Origin of the sequence: Streptomyces sp. NPDC057486 (assembly GCF_042802415.1) — a bacterium.
GTDB lineage: Bacteria > Actinomycetota > Actinomycetes > Streptomycetales > Streptomycetaceae > Streptomyces > Streptomyces yanii.
The window spans coordinates 1-17,704 of the sequence record NZ_JBHVEE010000179.1 but is presented as its reverse complement, the minus strand read 5'-3'; the positions used below and the strand labels follow the sequence as shown (position 1 = coordinate 17,704).

The window sequence follows — 17,704 nt, the reverse complement described above, 5'->3', positions numbered from 1 at the left end:
CGCCAAGACCGCCCCGCACCCAAACCCACCCCGCTACAATCCCCACACCCAAGCCGTTGACCAGCAGTAATGGAAAAGTACGGCTGGAGTACTAGGACTTGTCCGGTCGATCATGTACGCAGCCAGATGATGAGGGCTGCGGCGGTTGCTGTGCCGAGGTAGACGTAGCCACGCTTGTCGTAGTGGGTGGCCACGGCACCCAGGCCGCCAGCGTGCTCTTGCCGACTCCGGCCTCGCCGCGCAGCAGGACGGTGGATCCACTCGCGCCGTCCTCGGCCTGGACCAGCGCCGGGGTCAGCAGCTTGGTCTGCGACTGCCGACCGACCAGGACCGGAAACCGCCTGTTCTCCGCCACTGGTTCCTCTCCCTCACGCCGGCCGATCCGCTCACCGGGCACCCATGGTTACCGCCGCCCCAGAAATCGTTCCCGCGCGGTGGTGCGGCCCCGACCGTACGGAGGCCTCGAGTGGTCATCTCCAAATGAGATGACTGACATTCCAAAGCATCTCCTCAGACAGGGAAGCGGCGGGGGTGCGGCATTGCTGATGTCTCTGTGACGGCAGCGAGGAGGCTCTCGTCACCGCCCGCCCGCGCCGGTGAACGCCGGCCCGTCTGTTCCGAGAAGGTGCACATGTCCACCTCGTCCGACCTCCGGACCTCGCGCCGGTCCGCGACCGCCACCACCGCGCACGGCGTGCCGGGCTGGCTGATCGCGCTGCTGGCCGTCGCCTCCGGCATGACGGTTGCCAACCTGTACTACGCCCAGCCCTTGCTCTCCACGCTGGGCGGCGTCTTCCACACCGGCACCGCCACCACCGGGGCCCTGATCACCCTCACCCAGGTGGGCTACGTGATCGGCATGCTCTTCCTCGTCCCGCTCGGCGACCGCCTGGAGAAGCGCAACCTGGTCACCGCCCTGCTGGCGGTCACCACCCTCGCCCTCCTTGCGGCCGGACTCGCCACCAGCTTCCCGATGCTGCTGATCGCCTCGCTCGTCAGCGGGTCCACCTCGGTCGTCGCTCAGATCCTGGTGCCGTTCGCAGCGAGCCTCGCTCCCGACCACGCCCGCGGCCGCATAGTCGGCCGGGTGATGAGCGGTCTGCTCACCGGCATCCTGCTCTCCCGCACGCTGAGCAGCCTGGTCTCCGACCTCGCCGGCTGGCGCACCGTCTTCCTCGGTTCCGCTGCCCTGATGGCCGTACTCGCCGTGGCCCTGCGCGCGGCCCTGCCGAAGCACCCGCCGACCACCACCATCCCGTACCACCACGTGCTGCGCTCCACCGCACGGCTGGTGCGCATGCATCCGTCGCTGCTGCGCCGCGGTCTCTACCAGGCAGCGATGTTCGGCGCGTTCAGTGCCTTCTGGACCACGGTCTCCTTCGTCCTCACCGGTCCCGTCTTCCACTACTCCACGGTCGGGGTCGGCGTGTTCGCCCTCGTCGGCGCGGCCGGAGCGGCCATCGCCCCGTTCGCCGGGCACTGGGCCGACCGCGGTCTCGTCCGGCCCCTGACCGGTGTCGCCTTCGTGGTCGCCGCCGTGTCGTTCGCGCTCGCCGGGTTCGGCGGGCACAGCGTCATCCTGCTCGCCCTCGCCGCCATCCTCGTGGACATGGCGGTCCAGGCGACGCTGATCCTCGGCCAGCACACCGTCTACCAGCTCGACCCCGCTGCCCGCGCCCGTCTCAACAGCGCTTTCATCGCCATGTTCTTCGCGGGCGGAGCGGCCGGCTCCCAGCTCGGCTCCGTCGTCTACCACGCGTGGGGGTGGTCCGCCCTCACCGCCTTCGGCGCCGCGCTGCCGCTACTCGCCCTCCTCTACTGGCTCACCGAAGGTCGGCGCACGATGCCCGGCCCGGCCACGGAGGCGTGACCGGCGCAACCGCCGTCCGCATACGATGCCGGAACGGTCGAGACCGCCGCCTTCGCGCCAAACGGAGCGCGGCTCAACGGGAGTGATGATGGATCTGCGGCAGATGGAGGTCGTGGTCGCGGTGGCGGACACGGGCGGCTTCACGGCGGCGGCACGGCGACTGCACGTGGTCCAGTCCTCCGTGTCCGGTACGGTCCGCGCCCTCGAACGCGAACTGGGCACCCCGCTGTTCGACCGCACCACGCACCGCGTCGCCCTCACTCCGGCGGGCGAGGCGTTCGTCCCCGCCGCTCGGGCAACGCTCCGGGCCGCCGAACAGGCCCGGGAGGCGGTAGACGCCGCCCGCGGCCAGCTGCGCGGGCTGGTCACGGTCGGCACCATGCAGGGGGTCTGGGCCGGCCTCCACCACGCCCTGGCCGCCCTGCGCGCGGAGCATCCGGGTGTGGTCGTGCGGCTGCGCCAGGCCGCCGTCGCCGACATCCGGCAGGCACTGCGCGAGGGCACCGTGGACCTGGCCGTGGTGGCGCTCGACCGCCAGCAGCAGCGCGGCCTGACGACCCGGTTGCTGTCCCGTGAGGACATGGTGCTGCTGGCGTCGCCCCGGCGGGTACTCGCCGGGGCGACGCTGGGCGGCGAGGTGCGAATCGCCGACATCGCCGCGCTGCCGCTGGTGGACTTCACTCCCGGCTGGGCCATCCGCCATGCGGTCGACCGGGCCTTCCGGGCCGCCGGTGTCGACCGTAGCACCACGTTCGAGGTCAACGACATCGTCGCGGCGGCCGAACTGGTCCGCAACGACCTGGGCGTCTGCATCATGCCCGGGTCGATCGCGGACCGCTTCCCCGATCTTCCCCAGTACTGCTTCAACCACCACGCCCCGCATTGGAAGGTCATGGTGGTACGGCCGCCCGGCGAGCCGTCACCGGCGGTCGCCGCGCTGCTGCGTCACATCACCTGATACCGGGACGGCGAGGACGGCTCCGTCCCCGTGGCGCGTGCGTGCCCCCGCCGGCCCGGCGTCCCGGCGTCGGGTGCGCGGCACGCGGACGGAGTTGACCGACGCCGGTTGGCAGGCGAGGGCCACACCGAAGGGAGAGGAGTCCTCACGGACAGGCCCTCGTCCTCACTCAGCGCGGCCGTCGCAACCTGAGCGGGACGAATGGGCTCTCACCCTGCGCGCCCGTGTGCGTTCCGCAGCGTGAGAGGTGTGGTTTACAGCGAGGCCGGTGCGGCTGGGGGCCGGCTTCACCGACCACTCCGCCAGCCCAGGGACCCCAGCTACCGCCCCAACAAGCGGCCGAAGAACCTCACCGCCAAGCCTTGAGCAACCAGAGTCCGTCTTCAAATACCGCTTTTGGTGCCCCCACGGGTGAGCCAGGCTTCGAAGAGAGCGTCAGCAAGCCAGTGCCTGCTGACGAAGGCCATGTGATGGGCTGACACTCCGGTCCCACCGTGCGAACGACGTGTGGGATCTGCACCTTGGGACAGCAGGAAGCACGTGGCATCCACATGGAGGGGCTCCCCGGTCTGGATGTGTCCGTCGATCTCTCCGTCGACGGCTCGGTGCAGGAGGGTGAATCCGTTGTACTCCTCGTGGATGTCAGCTCCTGCCGCCAAGAGGTCGCGCAGTTCCTCCAGCCGGTCCTGTTCGACAGCCAGGTGCGTCGGCGGCATCTCCATTACTGCAGCTCCCCTTCAGCGGAGATCATCTCAAGTCATGGTCTTGGAGCGAGATGAGAGTAACCGGCCACTTCCGCCGACCTGTCGCGCCCTCAGGCAGAGGAACCTGGGGAATTACGCGATCGTCCACAAATGGCGGTAGGCAGCCGAGAAGCAGCTGCTGAGGACACACACGCCTTCGCTATCGTGGCCGCCGCCTTCGGCCCCGTCGCACGTTACGCGGGGCACACCCCTAGGTGAGGTCAGAGCAGCCAGAGGCGGGCGCCGGTGAGTAGCGTGATGGTGACCGCTGCTCCGGTTGCAAAGAGTTGCACGGGCACACGCTGGAGGCTAATCCGGAGTCCGCCTGCCTCGAAGTTCAGGACCGGCTTCTCCTCAGTGGCGTCGTCCGTCTTCTTCTTCCGGGTGGTGCGCTTGCTCATGGCTCTGCTCCTGTGTCCGCGCCACACGGTTGTCGTGTGGTGTGGCGACACCTTGGAACAGCGGGGGAGCTAGGCGAGCAACTCCTGCTGCCTGCTTTGGGTTTCCGGCCCGTACCTCCTGGTCGGTCGGACTGGGTGAGAGAACAAAGATCTACTTGGCGTCCTCGCCCGCGAACTGCTGGGCCCACACGGCGACCCCGCGCCAGTGCAGGCCTGGCTGAACGCTCCCGTTGGGAGGACGCCATAAGACCCGTAGCCGTGGGGGTCAGCACGACACGCCGCCTACCGCAGCCGGCGCCTGGGCGGCCCTTATGGCTACGTTCATCTTCAGTGACAGCGTTTGTCGACGAGTTCGAGCAGCAGTTGGCGATCAATGGAGCGATGAATGTTCACGGGTTTTGACGGCGCTTCACGTCAGTAATCTTGACCTGCGGCCCATCCCGAGCAGGCGTGTCCGTCGCCTGGCAGCCCCGTCGAAGCGGAGCCTGGCAGGAAGTCTGACTCTTTCACCTGAGAGGAGAGAGCCGGGCCGTATGTGGTCTGCCGACCCGCGCATGCCCGTGGCGGGCGTCGACCGCTTGGTCAAGCAGGCGGTGGGGCCAGGACCGCGATGTCGCCGCCGAACCCCACCACCAGCCGACCGTCGGGCGCCATGGTCACCGCGGTCACCTCCGAGGGGAACACCAAATCCGGGCCCACCTGGCGGTGGGAGACAAGGTCCCACACCCGTACCGTCCGGTCGTCGCCACCGGTGACCACGAGCGGCCGGCCGTCGACCACGGCCGCGGCGACGGCCCACACCGGACCGGTGTGGGCGGTCAGGGGCGCCCGACTCATCGCTCCCGTGCGCGTGGCCACGTCCCTCACCTGAATCCGGCCGTCCCAGCTGCCGGTGACGGCGACCAGGCGGCCGTCCACCACGGCGACGGTCAGCGACACCCGCTGGCGGCTGCCTCCAGTCGGAGACAGAACCCGGCCCTCGTGTCGACGCTCCGTCAGGTCCCATACGTGGACAGTGCTGTCGTCGTGCAGAGTGATGGCCTTGGGGTGGCCATCCACCGCAGCCGTCACCACCGCCCCCACGGCGCCGACGCGGCCCACTGAGGGGTCCCCCACGAGGTCGCCCAAGGACTCTCCCGTGACCGGGTCCCACATCTGCAGCCGCGGAGCGCTTCCGCCGGTGAGGACCACGGAACGACCGTCCACCACGGCCGTTGCCGCCGTCCACGCCCCGCCGACGAGTCCCGCCAGGGGCCGGCGTCCAGTCAGGTCCCACGACTGCACCAGCGTGGACGGATCGGCGACAACGGCAACGGGGCGGCCGTCCACCATCGCCGTCACCACCGCCCACACCGAGCCGCGGGCGGGCAGGGCGTCGCCCATCCGCTCACCGGTCGCCAGGTCCCAAACCAGCACGACTTCGTCGTCGCCGCCGGTGACGGCGACCGCGCGCCCGTTGACCACTGCCGTCGCAGCCGACCGCACCCAGTCGGCGTGGCCGGCCGCCCTGACGGCCGCACCGATCAGGCCGCTGGTGGCCCATTCCACCCGCCACCCCATCCCCGCGCCCGCCAACCGTGTCGCGGCCGGCTCGTCGCCGGCAACTTCCTCATGAATCGGGTCCGTCATGATCGGGAGGCTAACCGCTCCTCTCCCGGAGGTGAGCCGAGCATCCCGTACCCCGTACCGGACTGCGGCGGAACACGGGACGGCCCGCGGCACGGGCGAGCGGCCGACGGCTCGGCTCACCAGGTGGGCGGCAGGAGGAGAAGGTCGCCGGCCAGGGCCACGTGCGGGTTGTCGGGGGTGCCCGGACCATCCCGACGCTGTCCCGGCAAGAACCGCAGTGCTGTCAAAACTCGTGGATACCCCTCGACCTTGGATTAGGGTGCCTCCCAATGCCGTGAACAACCGCTTCAGAAAACCGGCATAGCTGTCAAAACTTTTGACGTCCGGTGTTCGGTGCACCCGCTGGAGGTGTCACCTGTTGGGGGAGCTTGCCACGATCGTTGGCGCGCGGCAGGGCGGGCGGCGTAGGTTGCCGCCCATGGCGAAGCATGTCCGTTGGGACGACGATGCTGAGGTCTCGGTCGTCCGTGACTGATGTGGAACGACGGTGGCTCAGGACGCTTCTGAGCGGAACCTGGCCCGGGTCACCGTCCGCGCACCGGGCGCTGCTGCCTCCCACCCGGCGAGACCAGGCCCGTCTCGTACGCGAGAACCACCGCCTGGGCGCGGTCGCGGAGGTTGAGCTTGGCGAAGATCCGCGCCACGTGCGTCTTCACCGTCGACTCGCTGAGCGTCAGCTCGCTCGCCAGCTCGCTGTTGGAGAAGCCATGCCCCAGCAGTGTCAGCACCTCCCGCTCGCGCGGAGTCAGCGGGGCCAAGTCGCGGTGAGGCGCCGGGGCTTCGGTGGAGGCGGCCGGGGTGGGGGCGCCGGTGGCGAAGCGTTCGATGAGTCGGCGCGTGATCGAGGGCGCGAGTAGCGCGTCCCCTGTGTCCACCAGGCGTACGGCGGCGGCGAGATGGGCCGATGTGACGTCCTTGAGCAGGAAGCCGCTGGCGCCTGCGGCGAGGGCGGCGTACACGTAGTGGTCGAGGTCGAAGGTGGTCAGCATGATCACCCGGCACCGGGGGACCTGGACGAGGATCCGGCGGGCGGCCTCCAGGCCGTCCATTCCGGGCATCCGGATGTCCAACAGCGCGACGTCCGGTCGGTGTTCGAGCACTTTGGCGACCGCCTCGGCGCCATCGGATGCCTCGCCCACCACGTCGATCCCGCGGGCGGTCAGGATCATCCGGAACCCGGTGCGGACCAGCTCTTGGTCGTCGGCGATCACGACCCGGGGCCCGAGCTGGCCGGTTGAGGGCGCGTCCGTCACGGCCGGTCCAGCGGGATGCGCGCGCGGATGCGGAAGCCGCCGCCGATGCGGCGCCGGGCGTCGAGGTCGCCGCCGTAGACGGCGACCCGCTCGCTCAGGCCGAGCAGACCGCGCCCCGTCCCGTCGGCCCGCCGCTCGGGACCAGCCGCGTCCCCGGTGAGCACGCTCGGCCCGCTGTTCAGCACCTCCACCCGCAGGTAGTGGTCCGCGTAGCGCACCGTCACCTCCGCCTTCACCCCGTCCCCGTGCTTGAGCGCGTTGGTCAGCGCCTCCTGGATGATCCGGTACGCCGTCACGTCGATTCCGGCCGGCAGCGGCCGCGGCTCGCCGGAGATCCGCACCTCCACCGGCAGGCCGACGAAGGCGAACCGGTCGATCAGCGGGCTGAGCCGACCAAGGCTCGGCTGCGGGGCGAAGCCGTCCTGGTCCGGCTCGTCGGCGCCGTCCGGCGCGGGGGCGAGCAGGCCGAGCAGGTGTCGCAGTTCGGTCATCGCGCCCCGCCCGGCGGTCTCAACGGCGGTCATCGCGGCCGTTGCCTCCTCCGGCATGGTGGCCAGCACCTCACGGGCCGCACCGGCCTGCACAACCATCAGGCTCACGTTGTGGCTGACGATGTCGTGCAGCTCCGCGGCGATCCTGGCCCGCTCGGCGTCGACGGCCGTGTGCGCGGCACTGTGCCGCTCCCGCTCCAGCAGCCAGCCGCGCTCGCCGATCGCCGCCCGGTACGCGCGGCGCGCCCGGGCGAGCGCCGCGGCCAGCCAGCCGGCCGCGCCTGCCGCCACCAGGGCGGTGATCCAGCCCACTTCCGCTCCCCACATGCCGCCAGCTTCGCAGCTCACGCCGTGATCCACATCAACCGGGGGTGCCGCCTGTGTACATCCCCGGTACTACGGCCCTGGACAGTTACACCTGGGGTGGGACGCCCAGCCCGCCCCGCCGCTCCTACCGTCGTGTGCCATGAGCAATGATTACGAAGGGACCACCCGGCAGGACGGCGCGCAGCTCGTCGTCGAGCTGTCCGGTGTCCACAAGGAGTTCGGGGACGCCAACGCCCTGGCCGGAATCGACCTGCGGATCCGAGCGGGCGAGGCGGTCGCCGTGATGGGCCCCTCGGGCTGCGGCAAGTCCACCTTGCTGAACATGGTCGCCGGGCTGGACCGGCCCACCTGCGGCACGGTCCAGGTGCATGGCCAGGACCTGGGGCAGTTGAACGAGACCGGGCTGGCACTGTTCCGCCGCCGGCACATCGGCATGATCTTCCAGTTCTTCAACCTCATCGACGACCTGCCGGCACTCGACAACGTCGCCCTGGCCGCCCAGCTGACCGGCATCTCCGCCCGGCAGGCCCGCCGGCGCGCCCTGGAGCTGCTGGACGAACTCGGCGTCGCCCACCGCAAGGACACCTACCCGGCCGCCCTCAGCGGCGGCGAGCGCCAACGCGTAGCTGTCGCCCGAGCACTGATGAACCGTCCGGCGCTGCTGCTGGCGGACGAGCCGACCGGAGCCCTGGACAGCCGCTCCGGCGAGCAGGTGATGGACCTGCTGATCGACCTCAACCAGATCGGGCAGACCCTGCTGATCGTCACCCACGACCCGCACCTGGCCACCCGCTGCGCCAGCCGGCTGGTCGAGGTCGCGGATGGTCGCGTGGCCCGCGAGCGTTCTTCGGAGCCGTCGGAGCACACGGCATGACCGGGGCGGTGTGGCGGGCCTCGCGCGCGGCCGTCAAACGGCGCAAGGTCCAGACGATCGTGATCGGACTGGTCGTCTTCTGCTCGACCACCACCATCCTGCTCGCGCTCGCCGTGATGAGCGCCGCTCGGGCGCCGTTCGACGCCGCCTTCGATGTGCAGCGCGGCGCCCACGTGGTCGCGACCTTCGACGCCGCCAAGGCCCCGGCGGAGCAACTGGCCGCCAGCGCCCACCGGCCGGGCGTCGAGGCGGCCGCCGGGCCGTTCGCCCAGGTCACCCTGAACATCCCGACCGACTGGTTGGGCCACGCGCCCGGGCCGATCACCCTGGTCGGCCGAGCCGACCCGGCAGGCCCGGTGGACCGCGTGGAGCTGACCGCAGGCCGCTGGGCCACCAGGCCGGGCGAGGTCGTCGTCTACATGGGCTTTCGGGGCACCTTCGACAACCTGCTGGGTCAGACCATCGCGCCCACCGGCGCCCCGCCGCTCACCGTGGTCGGCATCGCCGACAGCATGAGCAACTCGGCGGGCGGCTGGGTCACCCCCGAGCAGATGGCCGCCCTGCATCCCACCGCCGAGCAGATGCTCTACCGTCTCCCCGACGCCTCGACCGACGACGCGTTGAAGGCAGGCTTGGCGAAGGCCACCGAGGGCCTGCCCAGGGACGCGCTGACCAGCGCGCAGTCCTACCTCACCCTCAAGCAGGCGTTCTCCGCCTCGGCCGACGCCTACCTGCCGTTCATGTCGGTCTTCGGCGCGCTCGGCCTGGTGGTCGCGGTATTGATCGTCGGAAACGTGGTCAGCGGTGCGGTGGTGTCCGGCTACCGCCACATCGGCGTGCTCAAGGCGCTCGGCTTCACCCCGCGCCAGGTGGTCGCGGTCTACATCGCCATGGTCTCGGTGCCCGCGATCGCCGGTGCCGTCCTCGGCACGGTCGCCGGCTGGGCGCTGGCCCGCCCGATCGTCGACATGGCCTTCACCGGGATCGAGACCGGCACCGCCGCGCTCGCGCCCCCGGCCTGGCTGCCGGTTGCCTGCCTGGTCGCCGTGCCCCTGCTGGTCGCCCTCGCCGCGTTCCTGCCAGCCTCGCGCGCCCATCGGATCTCCGCGGCCGAGGCGATCACCGCCGGCAGCGCGCCGCGCACCGGGCGCGGCCTGCGGGTCCAGCGCTGGCTCAGTGGCACGCGGCTGCCACGCTCGGTCAGCCTCGGTCTCGGCCAGCCCTTCGCCCGCCCGGCCCGGACGGCGCTCACCATGGCGTCCATCGTGCTGGGCGTGGTCACGGTAACCTTCGCCACCGGCCTGACCGGCACGCTGCTCGCCTCCATGCAGCCACCGGGCCGGGACAAAGGCCGCACCTTCGTCCACGTGCAGGTCGGCGCCGCCGACGCCCACCAGAGAGTGCCGAAGCTGACCGACGCCCAGATCGAGGCCGTGCTGCGCGCCACGCCCGGATCCGACCAGGTGACCTCGCGCGCGTTCGAACGGGTCGGTCTGGTCGGCTACACCCAGCCGGTGTTCGCCGACTTCTACGGCGGCGACGCCCTCGAGCGGCCACTCCACGTGGCCAAGGGGCGCCCGGCGACCGGGCTGGGCGAGGTGGTTGCCGGACCGGCGTTCCTGGACCAGCACGGACTCAAACTCGGCGACCGGATCACCCTGGACGTCAGTGGCCGGCTCCTGCCCGTGACCATCGTCGGCGAGCCCGTCCAGGGCAACGCCCGGGCGGTGGCGTCCAACGCGGAGACGCTGGCCGGGACCGGAGTGGAACTGCACGTGGTCGAGTACGTCGTGCGGCTCGCCCCCGGCGCGGACGCCGACGCCTACGTCAAGGCGGTCAAGGACGCCGATCCCGGCCTCTACCCGAACGTGGTGACGCACGACGTGAACGGCCCGATCGCCTCGGTGATCAGCTTCTCGACGATCTTCACCGTGCTGCTGTGCGTGGTCGCCGCCCTCGGCGTCTTCAACACCGTGCTGCTGAACATCCGCGAGCGCCGCCGGGACCTCGGCATGCTCAAGTCGATCGGCATGACCCCGCGCCAGGTGGTCGCGATGACGGTGATCTCGGTCGCAGGGCTGGGTCTGGTCAGCGGGATCATCGGCGTCCCGCTCGGGATGGCCGCGCACCGGCTGATCGTCGAGAACGTCACCATCCTGGTGTTCACGGACTCGATGATCAACGTGTGGCACGCCCCGCTACTGATCGCCGTCGCGCTGGCGGGCGTCTTCATCGCTGTCCTCGGCGCACTGCTCCCCTCGCGCACGGCGGCCCGACTGCCGATCGCCGAGGTACTGCACAACGAGTGACGCACGCCCTACCGGGCCGAGCGACGAGCGGGGGCGTCGCCCGGCCTGGTCGCGCGGGCGGAAATGCCCCGCGTGCAGTCAGCGGTCTGTTGCTGCGGCCGGGCGGGGGCTGGGGATACCGTCGCCCGGCCGCTCGGCGTTTTGCAGTGCGGCGAAGTCGGCGTGGGCCGCTTCGACGGCTTCGGGGTACGCCTGGGCCTTCTCGTGCTCGGCGAGCGCCCGGTAGATGCTGGCCAGGGAAGGGTTCTGGCCTTTGCGCTTGCCGGTGGGGATGATCAGGTCGGGCCGGATCTGCTCGACGGACTCGCCGCTCGCCCGGCGCCGGAGAACGGTGTGCAGCATGTCGTCGGTGATGACCGCGGGCCGGCCGCCGTGCTTGCCCTTGCGGGCCGCGGTGTCGAGCCCTTCCAGCGTCGACTCCCGGATGTTCTCCCGCTCGGTCTCCGCCATCGCCGCAAAGAACGGCCTTGGGACTGGTAGGCCCGCATGTCATCGAGTCGCGTATGCCAGTGATGAAGATGCGACTCGTCACTCTGGGTATCTCCCCGGGCAGGTTTGAAGCCTTCCCGAAACCTGGGAAGTGAACCTGTGGTGGGGAGTGGAATGATCCGGACTATGGATCGGCTCCCGTACTCAGCTGCTTGGTTGTCGCGATGGCGTGAGGAGATCACGGACGCGGTGAGCACGATGGTTTCGACCTTCGAGGAGACGCACGGCTTCGCGCCCGGCGGCAATGAGGTTCGCGTCGCCGATGAGGACGATCGTTGTGCCGCCCGTGACTACGCCCGGGGGTCTCTGGGATTCGATGATCTGCTGACGTTCTACGAGTCCATCGGGGAGGTCGTCCTGTCGGATGTGGGCAATGGTTACTTCATCCACTCGGCGCGCGATGTTCTGCACCAGCTCGCAGAGGAAGGCTATGTCTTCATCCCAGAGGCTGATGATCCTCACGGCATGGTGATCGGCTCGGACGGAGGGGGCATCCTGTTCGTCGCCGACTGGGGCGGCGCGATCCACCGGACCCGGACGGCTTCACTGGACGAGGCGGAGTTCGACAGGGTCGCCGATGATCTGCCGGAGTTCCTTGATCTCCTCCGCAGGTCCGTAGCCCGATTCGTGGAAACGGGTGAGCCCGGCTACCTGTAGGCACTATCGGCTGTGGTCACCGGGGGCGTATCGGCTCCAGGATCCGCCAGCTTCAGTGACCAGGCGGGTGGCTGTCTTGTCGTGATAGCCGAGGGCCTTCGCGATGACAGGTGCCGGGGCCTGGAGGACAAGGTGCCGAATCGCAGAGGTTCTTCCGCGCTGCGGTGGGACGCCGATTTTGCGTAGGTGGTCTTGCAGGCTGGCAGGGTTCATCGGTTGCCCTGGTTGCCGACCGGGGAAGAGCCACCGGGAGCTTCTGCTACTGGCGTAGGTCAGGTGCCGGTGAGAATGGAGATAGGAGCGCACCAGGTCGGCAATTGTCGGCGTACAGGCAAACGTGCACAGACAGGTACGCCTGAACGTACACAGGGGTCTCGGTGCGAAATGAGCTGGTCTCAAGGCCAACAGGCGTTGCCCTGTGCCGTGGGGCAACCGGGCAAGACGACGCCACCTGGCTCGCGGGCTCTTGCGGTTGCGGTCCAGGTGGCGTTCAGCGGGCGGCGGTTACTCGGCGAGCAGTTCGACCGGGATGTTGCCGCGCGTGGCGTTGGAGTACGGGCAAACCTGGTGGGTGGCCTCGATGAGCTCGCGACCGACTTCCCGGGGCAGGCTGTCCGGTAGCTTCGTACGCAGGCTGACTTCGAGCTGGAAGCCGCCCTGCCCGTTGGGGACGAGGCCGATTTCGGCGGTGACCGACATGCCCGAGACGTCGATCTTCTTCTTCTGCGCCACCAACTGCATGGAGGTGGCGAAGCATGCCGCATAGCCCGCCGCGAAGAGCTGCTCGGGGTTGGTGCCGTCGCCGGTGCCGCCCAACTCCTTCTGGAGGGCCAGCTCGACGTCCAACTTGCTGTCCGAACTGAAGGCGCGGCCGTCGCGGCCGGTCGCGGTCGCGGCGGCGGTATACAGGCTCATGTCCTGCCCTTCTGGTAGACCGATCGGCCAATCTGTTTGGCGCACTCAGCGTATGGAGGTCAGGAGCCGCTCCCCATGGCTCACCGTCTCCGTTTCATATCTGATCGTCTTGTGCGTAGCGGCCTCGCGATACGATCTGGCGATGGACGTGCTCAGCGATGCGATCGGCGTCATGCGTACGGGGCGCCCGCATTCCAGTGAAATCCGCAAACACGCTCCGTGGGGAGTGCGGGCCGAGCCGTTCTCCGGGGCCGGCTTTCATGTGGTGCTGGAAGGGACATGCTGGCTGGTCCCGCCGGCGGGCGCCGCGATCGCCCTGAGCGTGGGCGATGTGGTGTGCCTTCCGCACGGCTGCGGGCACGCTTTGGCCGACAGCCCGTCGACGTCCCTGACGGGCGCACCCTCGGCCTCCCTGCGGGAGATGGCGCCGAGCGCCGACGACGGCGAGGGAGCCACGACGGTCCTGCTGTGCGGCGCATACACGCTCGACCAGACCCGGCCACATCCATTGTTCGAGGAACTTCCTGAGGTCATCCACCTTCCGGCACGTCTCGGCCACCGCACGCCGCTACGTGCTGCCGTCAACCTGCTCGGCGACGAGATCGCCAACTCCGGCCACGGAACCGAAGCGGTCGTCTCGGCCTTGCTGGACATCATGCTGCTGTACATCCTGCGGGCCTGGCTCGACGAGCAAACCGACGACGGCCCGGCCACCGGGTGGGCCGCAACGCTGCGCGATCCGGCGATCACCGCAGCGCTGCGCCATATCCACCAGGAACCCGCCGGGCAGTGGACGGTCGAAGCGCTGGGCGCGAAAGCCGGACTGTCGCGCGCGGCCTTCTCCCGCCGGTTCACCTCGCTGGTCGGCAAACCGCCCCTCGGCTACCTGACCTGGTGGCGGATGACCCTGGCGGCGCGAATGCTGCGCGACAGCGACAAGCCGGTACAGACCGTCGCGCAGCGCACGGGATACACCTCCGAATTCGCCTTCGCCAAAGCGTTCAAACGAGAGTACGGCTTGGCCCCCGGTCGGTACCGCCAGCAGTCGCGGAGGTAGTCCGGTCAGCACACCGTGACGACGACGGCCTCCTGTTGGATGCCATCCTGATCTGCCGCTGACCGCTCGAGGTCAGTAATCGATCGGGCGCCGATCTCCCCGGGCTCGTTACTCTCTGCTATATCGCTCACGGAAATGCGGCCGTTGTTTCGCGAGCACCGGAGATCTCAACACCACGGTCGCAATCTGACGGTCGCCACGGCACGAGACCGTTGGAGCTGTGCACGTTTCCCCGTACACGCTTGTGCACGTTGACCTGTACGCCGACAGCGACACCCTCACCGCCCGCCACGACCGCTTCAAGCAGCGGATGCGGGAGCTGAAGGAACGGCAGAAGTACGCGGACAACTGGTGGCACGCCCTGCGGGCTGCGGTCGACGCTCACCCCGACCGGCAGGCCATCCTCGCCGACTCCCAGCGTCGCGCCGGCCGCTGACCCGTTGCACTCATCCAAGGAGCTCACCTCGTGTTAACGGCTGTCGTCGCCGTTCTCGGCACTCTCGCCGGATCACTCCTGACCGGCATCCTCCAGCACTTCAGTCAGCGTGCGCAGCGCAGCGCGGCCGAAGCCACGGCACGCCGCGCTGACGGCATGCTCGCGGTGACCGACCTGGCGGCCGCGCTCGCGGATCATCGCCGGGCCATGTGGCTCCGCGAGGACCTCCGGCTGATGGGTGAGGACTGGACCCAGGAGCGGACCGCCTCCCACATCACACGGTCCGCGATCACCGGCCCGCTGATGCGCGTGAGGATCCTGCTGCCTGCCCTCACCCCGGCCGCACACTCTGCCGTGGCGGCCGTCTACGCGCTGCGGAACGCCGAGAGCGACACCGCGCTGCGAGCCGCCCGCGAGCACGCGATTCGAACCGCAGACGACCTCATCACTGCTGCAGGTACTGCCCTCACTGCCTGATCCACCCCAGACACAGGTGCCCGGGCCCGCCGCTGAAGACGGCGGTCCCGGGCTTTTCCGACCCATGTCCGAGATGAGAAGGAAGCCATCAGTATGACGACGGCCCTGTTACCGCGTAAGACCTTGCAGATCACCGCCATGGCCATCCCGCTGGCCGGATGGACCCTGCACACCACCGTCCTGCACCGCCGCCTCACCCAGGCCCACCGCGACCCCCTCACCACCACCTGGCGCCGCGAAGCATTCACCACCCGCGCCCACAGGCTCCTGGAACGTCACCCCGACGAGGTGGTCCTGGTCCTCGCGGACGCTGACCACTTCAAACAGCTCAACGACCGCCACGGACACGCCGCCGGTGGCACCGCACTCGCCGCGATCGGCGGCCGACTGACCGAATGGGCGGGACGCCACGGTGTCGCAGGCCGCCTCGGAGGCGACGAGTTCGCCGCCCTGGCGCGCATCGAACCCCGGCACCAGGAGCTGCGCCTGGAGCACCTGGCCCGCCTCATGACCCGCCCCGTCCCCTACGGCGACGGACGGCTGCCGCTCACGGTTTCCCTCGGCGCCGCCACACCCGCCGGCGTCGGGAGCACCGACCTGCCGACACTGATGCGCGCGGCTGACACGGCCATGTATGAGGGCAAGCACAGCGGCATCATCGTCCAGGCCCAACCCGGCCATGCCCAGGCGCCCAGTGTCAACGGCCGCCGCGATGGCCGGCCCGGCACCGCGGCACGCACCACCACCCGGCCATGACCGCGCACGGGCAGCCCGTGCTGCTCGACTGGCGCGACGGCATCCACTACCGCCGTCCCGCACCGTGCGTGCTCTGCGGAAACCCGACCCCGCTGCGCTCCCACGCTGGGGAAGCAGCCCACAAAGTCTGTGCGGAGGACTGGAATCTGGCGCATCCCGGCGAGAGCCGGTTCGTCTCCGACACCAAACCGCGCCGCCGCAAGGACGACGACGACCACGCCTGACACGCAAAAGCCCGGGGTGGCCGTTCCGTCACTGGCGCCATACACCAGACGCCCACCCCGGGCCGTCGCTCACCCTTCCACACCCTCACGCGGGTCGGACCAGATATCCCTGCTACCGGCACTCCGCGGCCACGCCCGTACGCCCCCTGGAACAGGTAGGGCAGCGGCTCGCTCCAGACCTTTTCGTGCAGGTCGTAGCGCATGCAGGTCGGAACGGTGCCGTGCGCGCTGATGTGACGTCGGATGATCTGGGCGATGACGTGGAACAGTTCCGCGGACATCGGGATCACTCGTTCCCGGTCGCTCTTGGACGGCGTGATGACGAGCAGGGCGACGACTTCGCCGCTGGGGCGCTGGTAGTTGCGCACGCTCAGGTGGGTCAGCTCGGTCAGCTCCTCGGCGCGAAGGCCGGCCAGGCGGAGCGTCTCCACGATCGCCCACTGCCAGAACGCCTGGTTCTCGGTGTGCGTGAGCTGTACCAACTTCCCGGTTGCCCGGTTCACCGCCCGGATCGGCGCGGCCGTCGGGTCCGGGCGCTCGGCGTCGATCTTCGCGGAGACGCGCTGCCACTGGGTCCCGTCGACGGTGAAGTGCTCGCCGAGCCCGACCGCGCGGGCGCTCTCCAGCAGCGTGCGTTGGCGCTGCCACTGATCAGTGACGTGCTGGGACAGGATCGGCAGCAGGGGTTGGCGTTCCCCGTGTGCGGTTGGCCATCCGCTCCTGGACACGGCGCCAGCGGACGTGGAACCAGCGCAGATCTTCATCCCTGATCGGACATGGGGCCACCCACTGCGCCCAGCGTTCCGGTTCTGCGACCGCCCAGGTGTGCAGGTCCAGGTAGAAGGCGCGGACCGCCAGGAAGGGGCCCTCCACGTGCAGCCGCGGCTTGCCGTCCGGCCGGACGAGCAGGCTCTCCTTCCAGTAGGTGACTGCCTCGGGGGACAACCGCAGGTCGGCCTGGTCCGGGTTGAAGTCCTCGATCACCTTCCAGAACAGCCGGACGAGGTTGGTGACCAGGCCCTGAAGGGTGGAGTAGTCGACCTCGACCGAGCGCCGACTGATGTAGTGGACCAGCAGGTCACGAACGCCCCGGTTTCGGATCTTGTGCTTGTCGACGAGTTCGGCAACGGGACGCTGGCCCTTGACCACGGCGGCCCGCAGTGTCCGTGGGGTCGAGGCCGGGAAGTGCCCCATGTCGGAAAGGATCGGCCAGGCCTGGGTGGCGGCGGAACAGCCGTCCCCGCCCGACTCGCCAGCCGTGACGCCGTACTTCCTGGACTCCACCGCGTAGTGGAGCAGGGCCTCCAGGGTCAGGTCGGTGATGTCGATCCCGAAGACGGTCAACGGGACCATCACGTCGAACTGGGCCCGCCGGATCGACTGGCGGCTGACCTTCAGGGACAGGGTCCGCTCGCAGAACTCCTCCAGCACGGGGTCCTTGGCGACGGTGCGGAACCAGCGGATGTAGTGGGAGAAGCGGTAGGAACGGAACGCCAGCAGCGACGGCTGGATCAGGCGCATCGCGAACGCGTGGCCCGCCGCGGTGTTCATGGTGCTCTTGATCGCCTTGCTGCGGCCCTTGTAGAGCTGCTGGGCTTGTCGTCCCCGCTCGTTGAGGCCGGCGGCCTCCCACCGCTCCTGCCATGCGTGTCCGCCGCGGTGTCCTGTTGCCGTGCAGCGCCGGCACCACGTGTGGCTGCGCGTGGCGTCACGCCGGGCGCGGGGACTTGACGTCGGTTGTGGGCAAGTTCGCCGTCGGTCGGCCGCTACAGGCGCAGGGGTGGCTCAGGCGTGGCTCACGCCGACGCTCACCGGGCTGGCTCGCCCAGGGGCGAGCC

The 17,704-nt window shown here is 69.7% G+C and carries 18 protein-coding genes; 9 read left to right on the top strand and 9 right to left on the bottom strand.

What is annotated here, in order from left to right:
- The first annotated feature begins 631 nt into the window (after positions 1–631).
- Positions 632–1,870, top strand: a complete 1,239-nt coding sequence (locus ACFU6I_RS43660; RefSeq protein ID WP_384378616.1) for an MFS transporter — start codon at positions 632–634, stop codon at positions 1,868–1,870.
- 85 nt (positions 1,871–1,955) lie between these two features.
- Entirely contained in the window at positions 1,956–2,828 is an 873-nt protein-coding gene (locus tag ACFU6I_RS43655) for a LysR family transcriptional regulator (RefSeq protein ID WP_384378613.1), read from the top strand.
- A 383-nt stretch (positions 2,829–3,211) separates the two neighbouring features.
- Here ACFU6I_RS43655 and ACFU6I_RS43650 read toward each other — a convergent pair whose 3' ends face one another.
- The 5 genes from ACFU6I_RS43650 to ACFU6I_RS43630 form a co-directional block, all read right to left on the bottom strand.
- Positions 3,212–3,550, bottom strand: coding sequence for an ankyrin repeat domain-containing protein (locus ACFU6I_RS43650; protein ID WP_384378610.1), 339 nt, complete (start codon positions 3,548–3,550; stop codon positions 3,212–3,214).
- A 242-nt stretch (positions 3,551–3,792) separates the two neighbouring features.
- Positions 3,793–3,972, bottom strand: a complete 180-nt coding sequence (locus tag ACFU6I_RS43645; protein WP_384378607.1) for a hypothetical protein — start codon at positions 3,970–3,972, stop codon at positions 3,793–3,795.
- 582 nt (positions 3,973–4,554) lie between these two features.
- Positions 4,555–5,601 carry a WD40 repeat domain-containing protein gene (locus ACFU6I_RS43640; protein ID WP_384378604.1) on the bottom strand — a complete coding sequence of 349 codons (1,047 nt, stop codon included), beginning with the start codon at positions 5,599–5,601 and terminating at the stop codon, positions 4,555–4,557.
- A 524-nt stretch (positions 5,602–6,125) separates the two neighbouring features.
- Positions 6,126–6,854 carry a response regulator gene (locus ACFU6I_RS43635; RefSeq protein WP_384378601.1) on the bottom strand — a complete coding sequence of 243 codons (729 nt, stop codon included), beginning with the start codon at positions 6,852–6,854 and terminating at the stop codon, positions 6,126–6,128.
- On the bottom strand, positions 6,851–7,693 hold the full coding sequence (locus tag ACFU6I_RS43630) for a sensor histidine kinase (RefSeq protein ID WP_384378598.1): 843 nt from the start codon (positions 7,691–7,693) through the stop codon (positions 6,851–6,853). Before ACFU6I_RS43630 ends, ACFU6I_RS43635 begins: the two co-directional genes overlap by 4 nt.
- A 118-nt stretch (positions 7,694–7,811) precedes the next feature.
- Here ACFU6I_RS43630 and ACFU6I_RS43625 point away from each other — a divergent pair, with 118 nt between their 5' ends.
- Together ACFU6I_RS43625 and ACFU6I_RS43620 are read left to right on the top strand one after the other, a co-directional pair.
- Positions 7,812–8,546, top strand: coding sequence for an ABC transporter ATP-binding protein (locus ACFU6I_RS43625; RefSeq protein WP_384378595.1), 735 nt, complete (start codon positions 7,812–7,814; stop codon positions 8,544–8,546).
- The gene (locus tag ACFU6I_RS43620; RefSeq protein WP_384378592.1) at positions 8,543–10,855 is read left to right on the top strand and encodes an FtsX-like permease family protein; all 2,313 of its coding nucleotides are present in this window, start codon (positions 8,543–8,545) and stop codon (positions 10,853–10,855) included. The genes ACFU6I_RS43625 and ACFU6I_RS43620 overlap by 4 nt, the downstream gene beginning before the upstream one ends.
- Before the next feature lie 78 nt (positions 10,856–10,933).
- On the opposite strand, the gene ACFU6I_RS43615 is transcribed toward ACFU6I_RS43620, so the two are convergent.
- Positions 10,934–11,305, bottom strand: a complete 372-nt coding sequence (locus tag ACFU6I_RS43615; RefSeq protein WP_384378589.1) for a hypothetical protein — start codon at positions 11,303–11,305, stop codon at positions 10,934–10,936.
- Between the two features lie 237 nt (positions 11,306–11,542).
- Between ACFU6I_RS43615 and ACFU6I_RS43610 the strand changes: the two genes are divergently transcribed.
- The gene (locus ACFU6I_RS43610) at positions 11,543–12,001 is read left to right on the top strand and encodes an SMI1/KNR4 family protein (RefSeq protein ID WP_384378619.1); all 459 of its coding nucleotides are present in this window, start codon (positions 11,543–11,545) and stop codon (positions 11,999–12,001) included.
- Between the two features lie 504 nt (positions 12,002–12,505).
- Here ACFU6I_RS43610 and ACFU6I_RS43605 read toward each other — a convergent pair.
- The gene (locus tag ACFU6I_RS43605) at positions 12,506–12,916 is read right to left on the bottom strand and encodes an organic hydroperoxide resistance protein (protein ID WP_384378586.1); all 411 of its coding nucleotides are present in this window, start codon (positions 12,914–12,916) and stop codon (positions 12,506–12,508) included.
- A 142-nt stretch (positions 12,917–13,058) separates the two neighbouring features.
- On the opposite strand from ACFU6I_RS43605, the gene ACFU6I_RS43600 reads away from it, so the two are divergent.
- From ACFU6I_RS43600 to ACFU6I_RS43585, 4 genes are all read left to right on the top strand, one after another.
- Entirely contained in the window at positions 13,059–13,973 is a 915-nt protein-coding gene (locus tag ACFU6I_RS43600) for an AraC family transcriptional regulator (RefSeq protein ID WP_384378583.1), read from the top strand.
- Between the two features lie 220 nt (positions 13,974–14,193).
- Positions 14,194–14,409 (top strand): hypothetical protein, encoded by a 216-nt coding sequence (locus ACFU6I_RS43595; protein WP_384378580.1) that lies wholly within the window; start codon positions 14,194–14,196, stop codon positions 14,407–14,409.
- Between the two features lie 30 nt (positions 14,410–14,439).
- Positions 14,440–14,886, top strand: a complete 447-nt coding sequence (locus ACFU6I_RS43590; protein WP_384378577.1) for a protein kilB — start codon at positions 14,440–14,442, stop codon at positions 14,884–14,886.
- Positions 14,887–14,979: 93 nt separating this feature from the next.
- Positions 14,980–15,642, top strand: a complete 663-nt coding sequence (locus ACFU6I_RS43585; RefSeq protein ID WP_384378574.1) for a GGDEF domain-containing protein — start codon at positions 14,980–14,982, stop codon at positions 15,640–15,642.
- A 46-nt stretch (positions 15,643–15,688) separates the two neighbouring features.
- Here the strand turns inward: ACFU6I_RS43585 and ACFU6I_RS43580 are convergent, their stop codons facing one another.
- Positions 15,689–16,594, bottom strand: coding sequence for a hypothetical protein (locus ACFU6I_RS43580; RefSeq protein ID WP_384378571.1), 906 nt, complete (start codon positions 16,592–16,594; stop codon positions 15,689–15,691).
- A complete protein-coding gene (locus ACFU6I_RS43575; RefSeq protein WP_384378568.1) occupies positions 16,518–17,417 on the bottom strand; it encodes a hypothetical protein in 900 nt (299 codons plus the stop codon). Before ACFU6I_RS43575 ends, ACFU6I_RS43580 begins: the two co-directional genes overlap by 77 nt.
- Positions 17,418–17,704 lie beyond the last annotated feature (287 nt).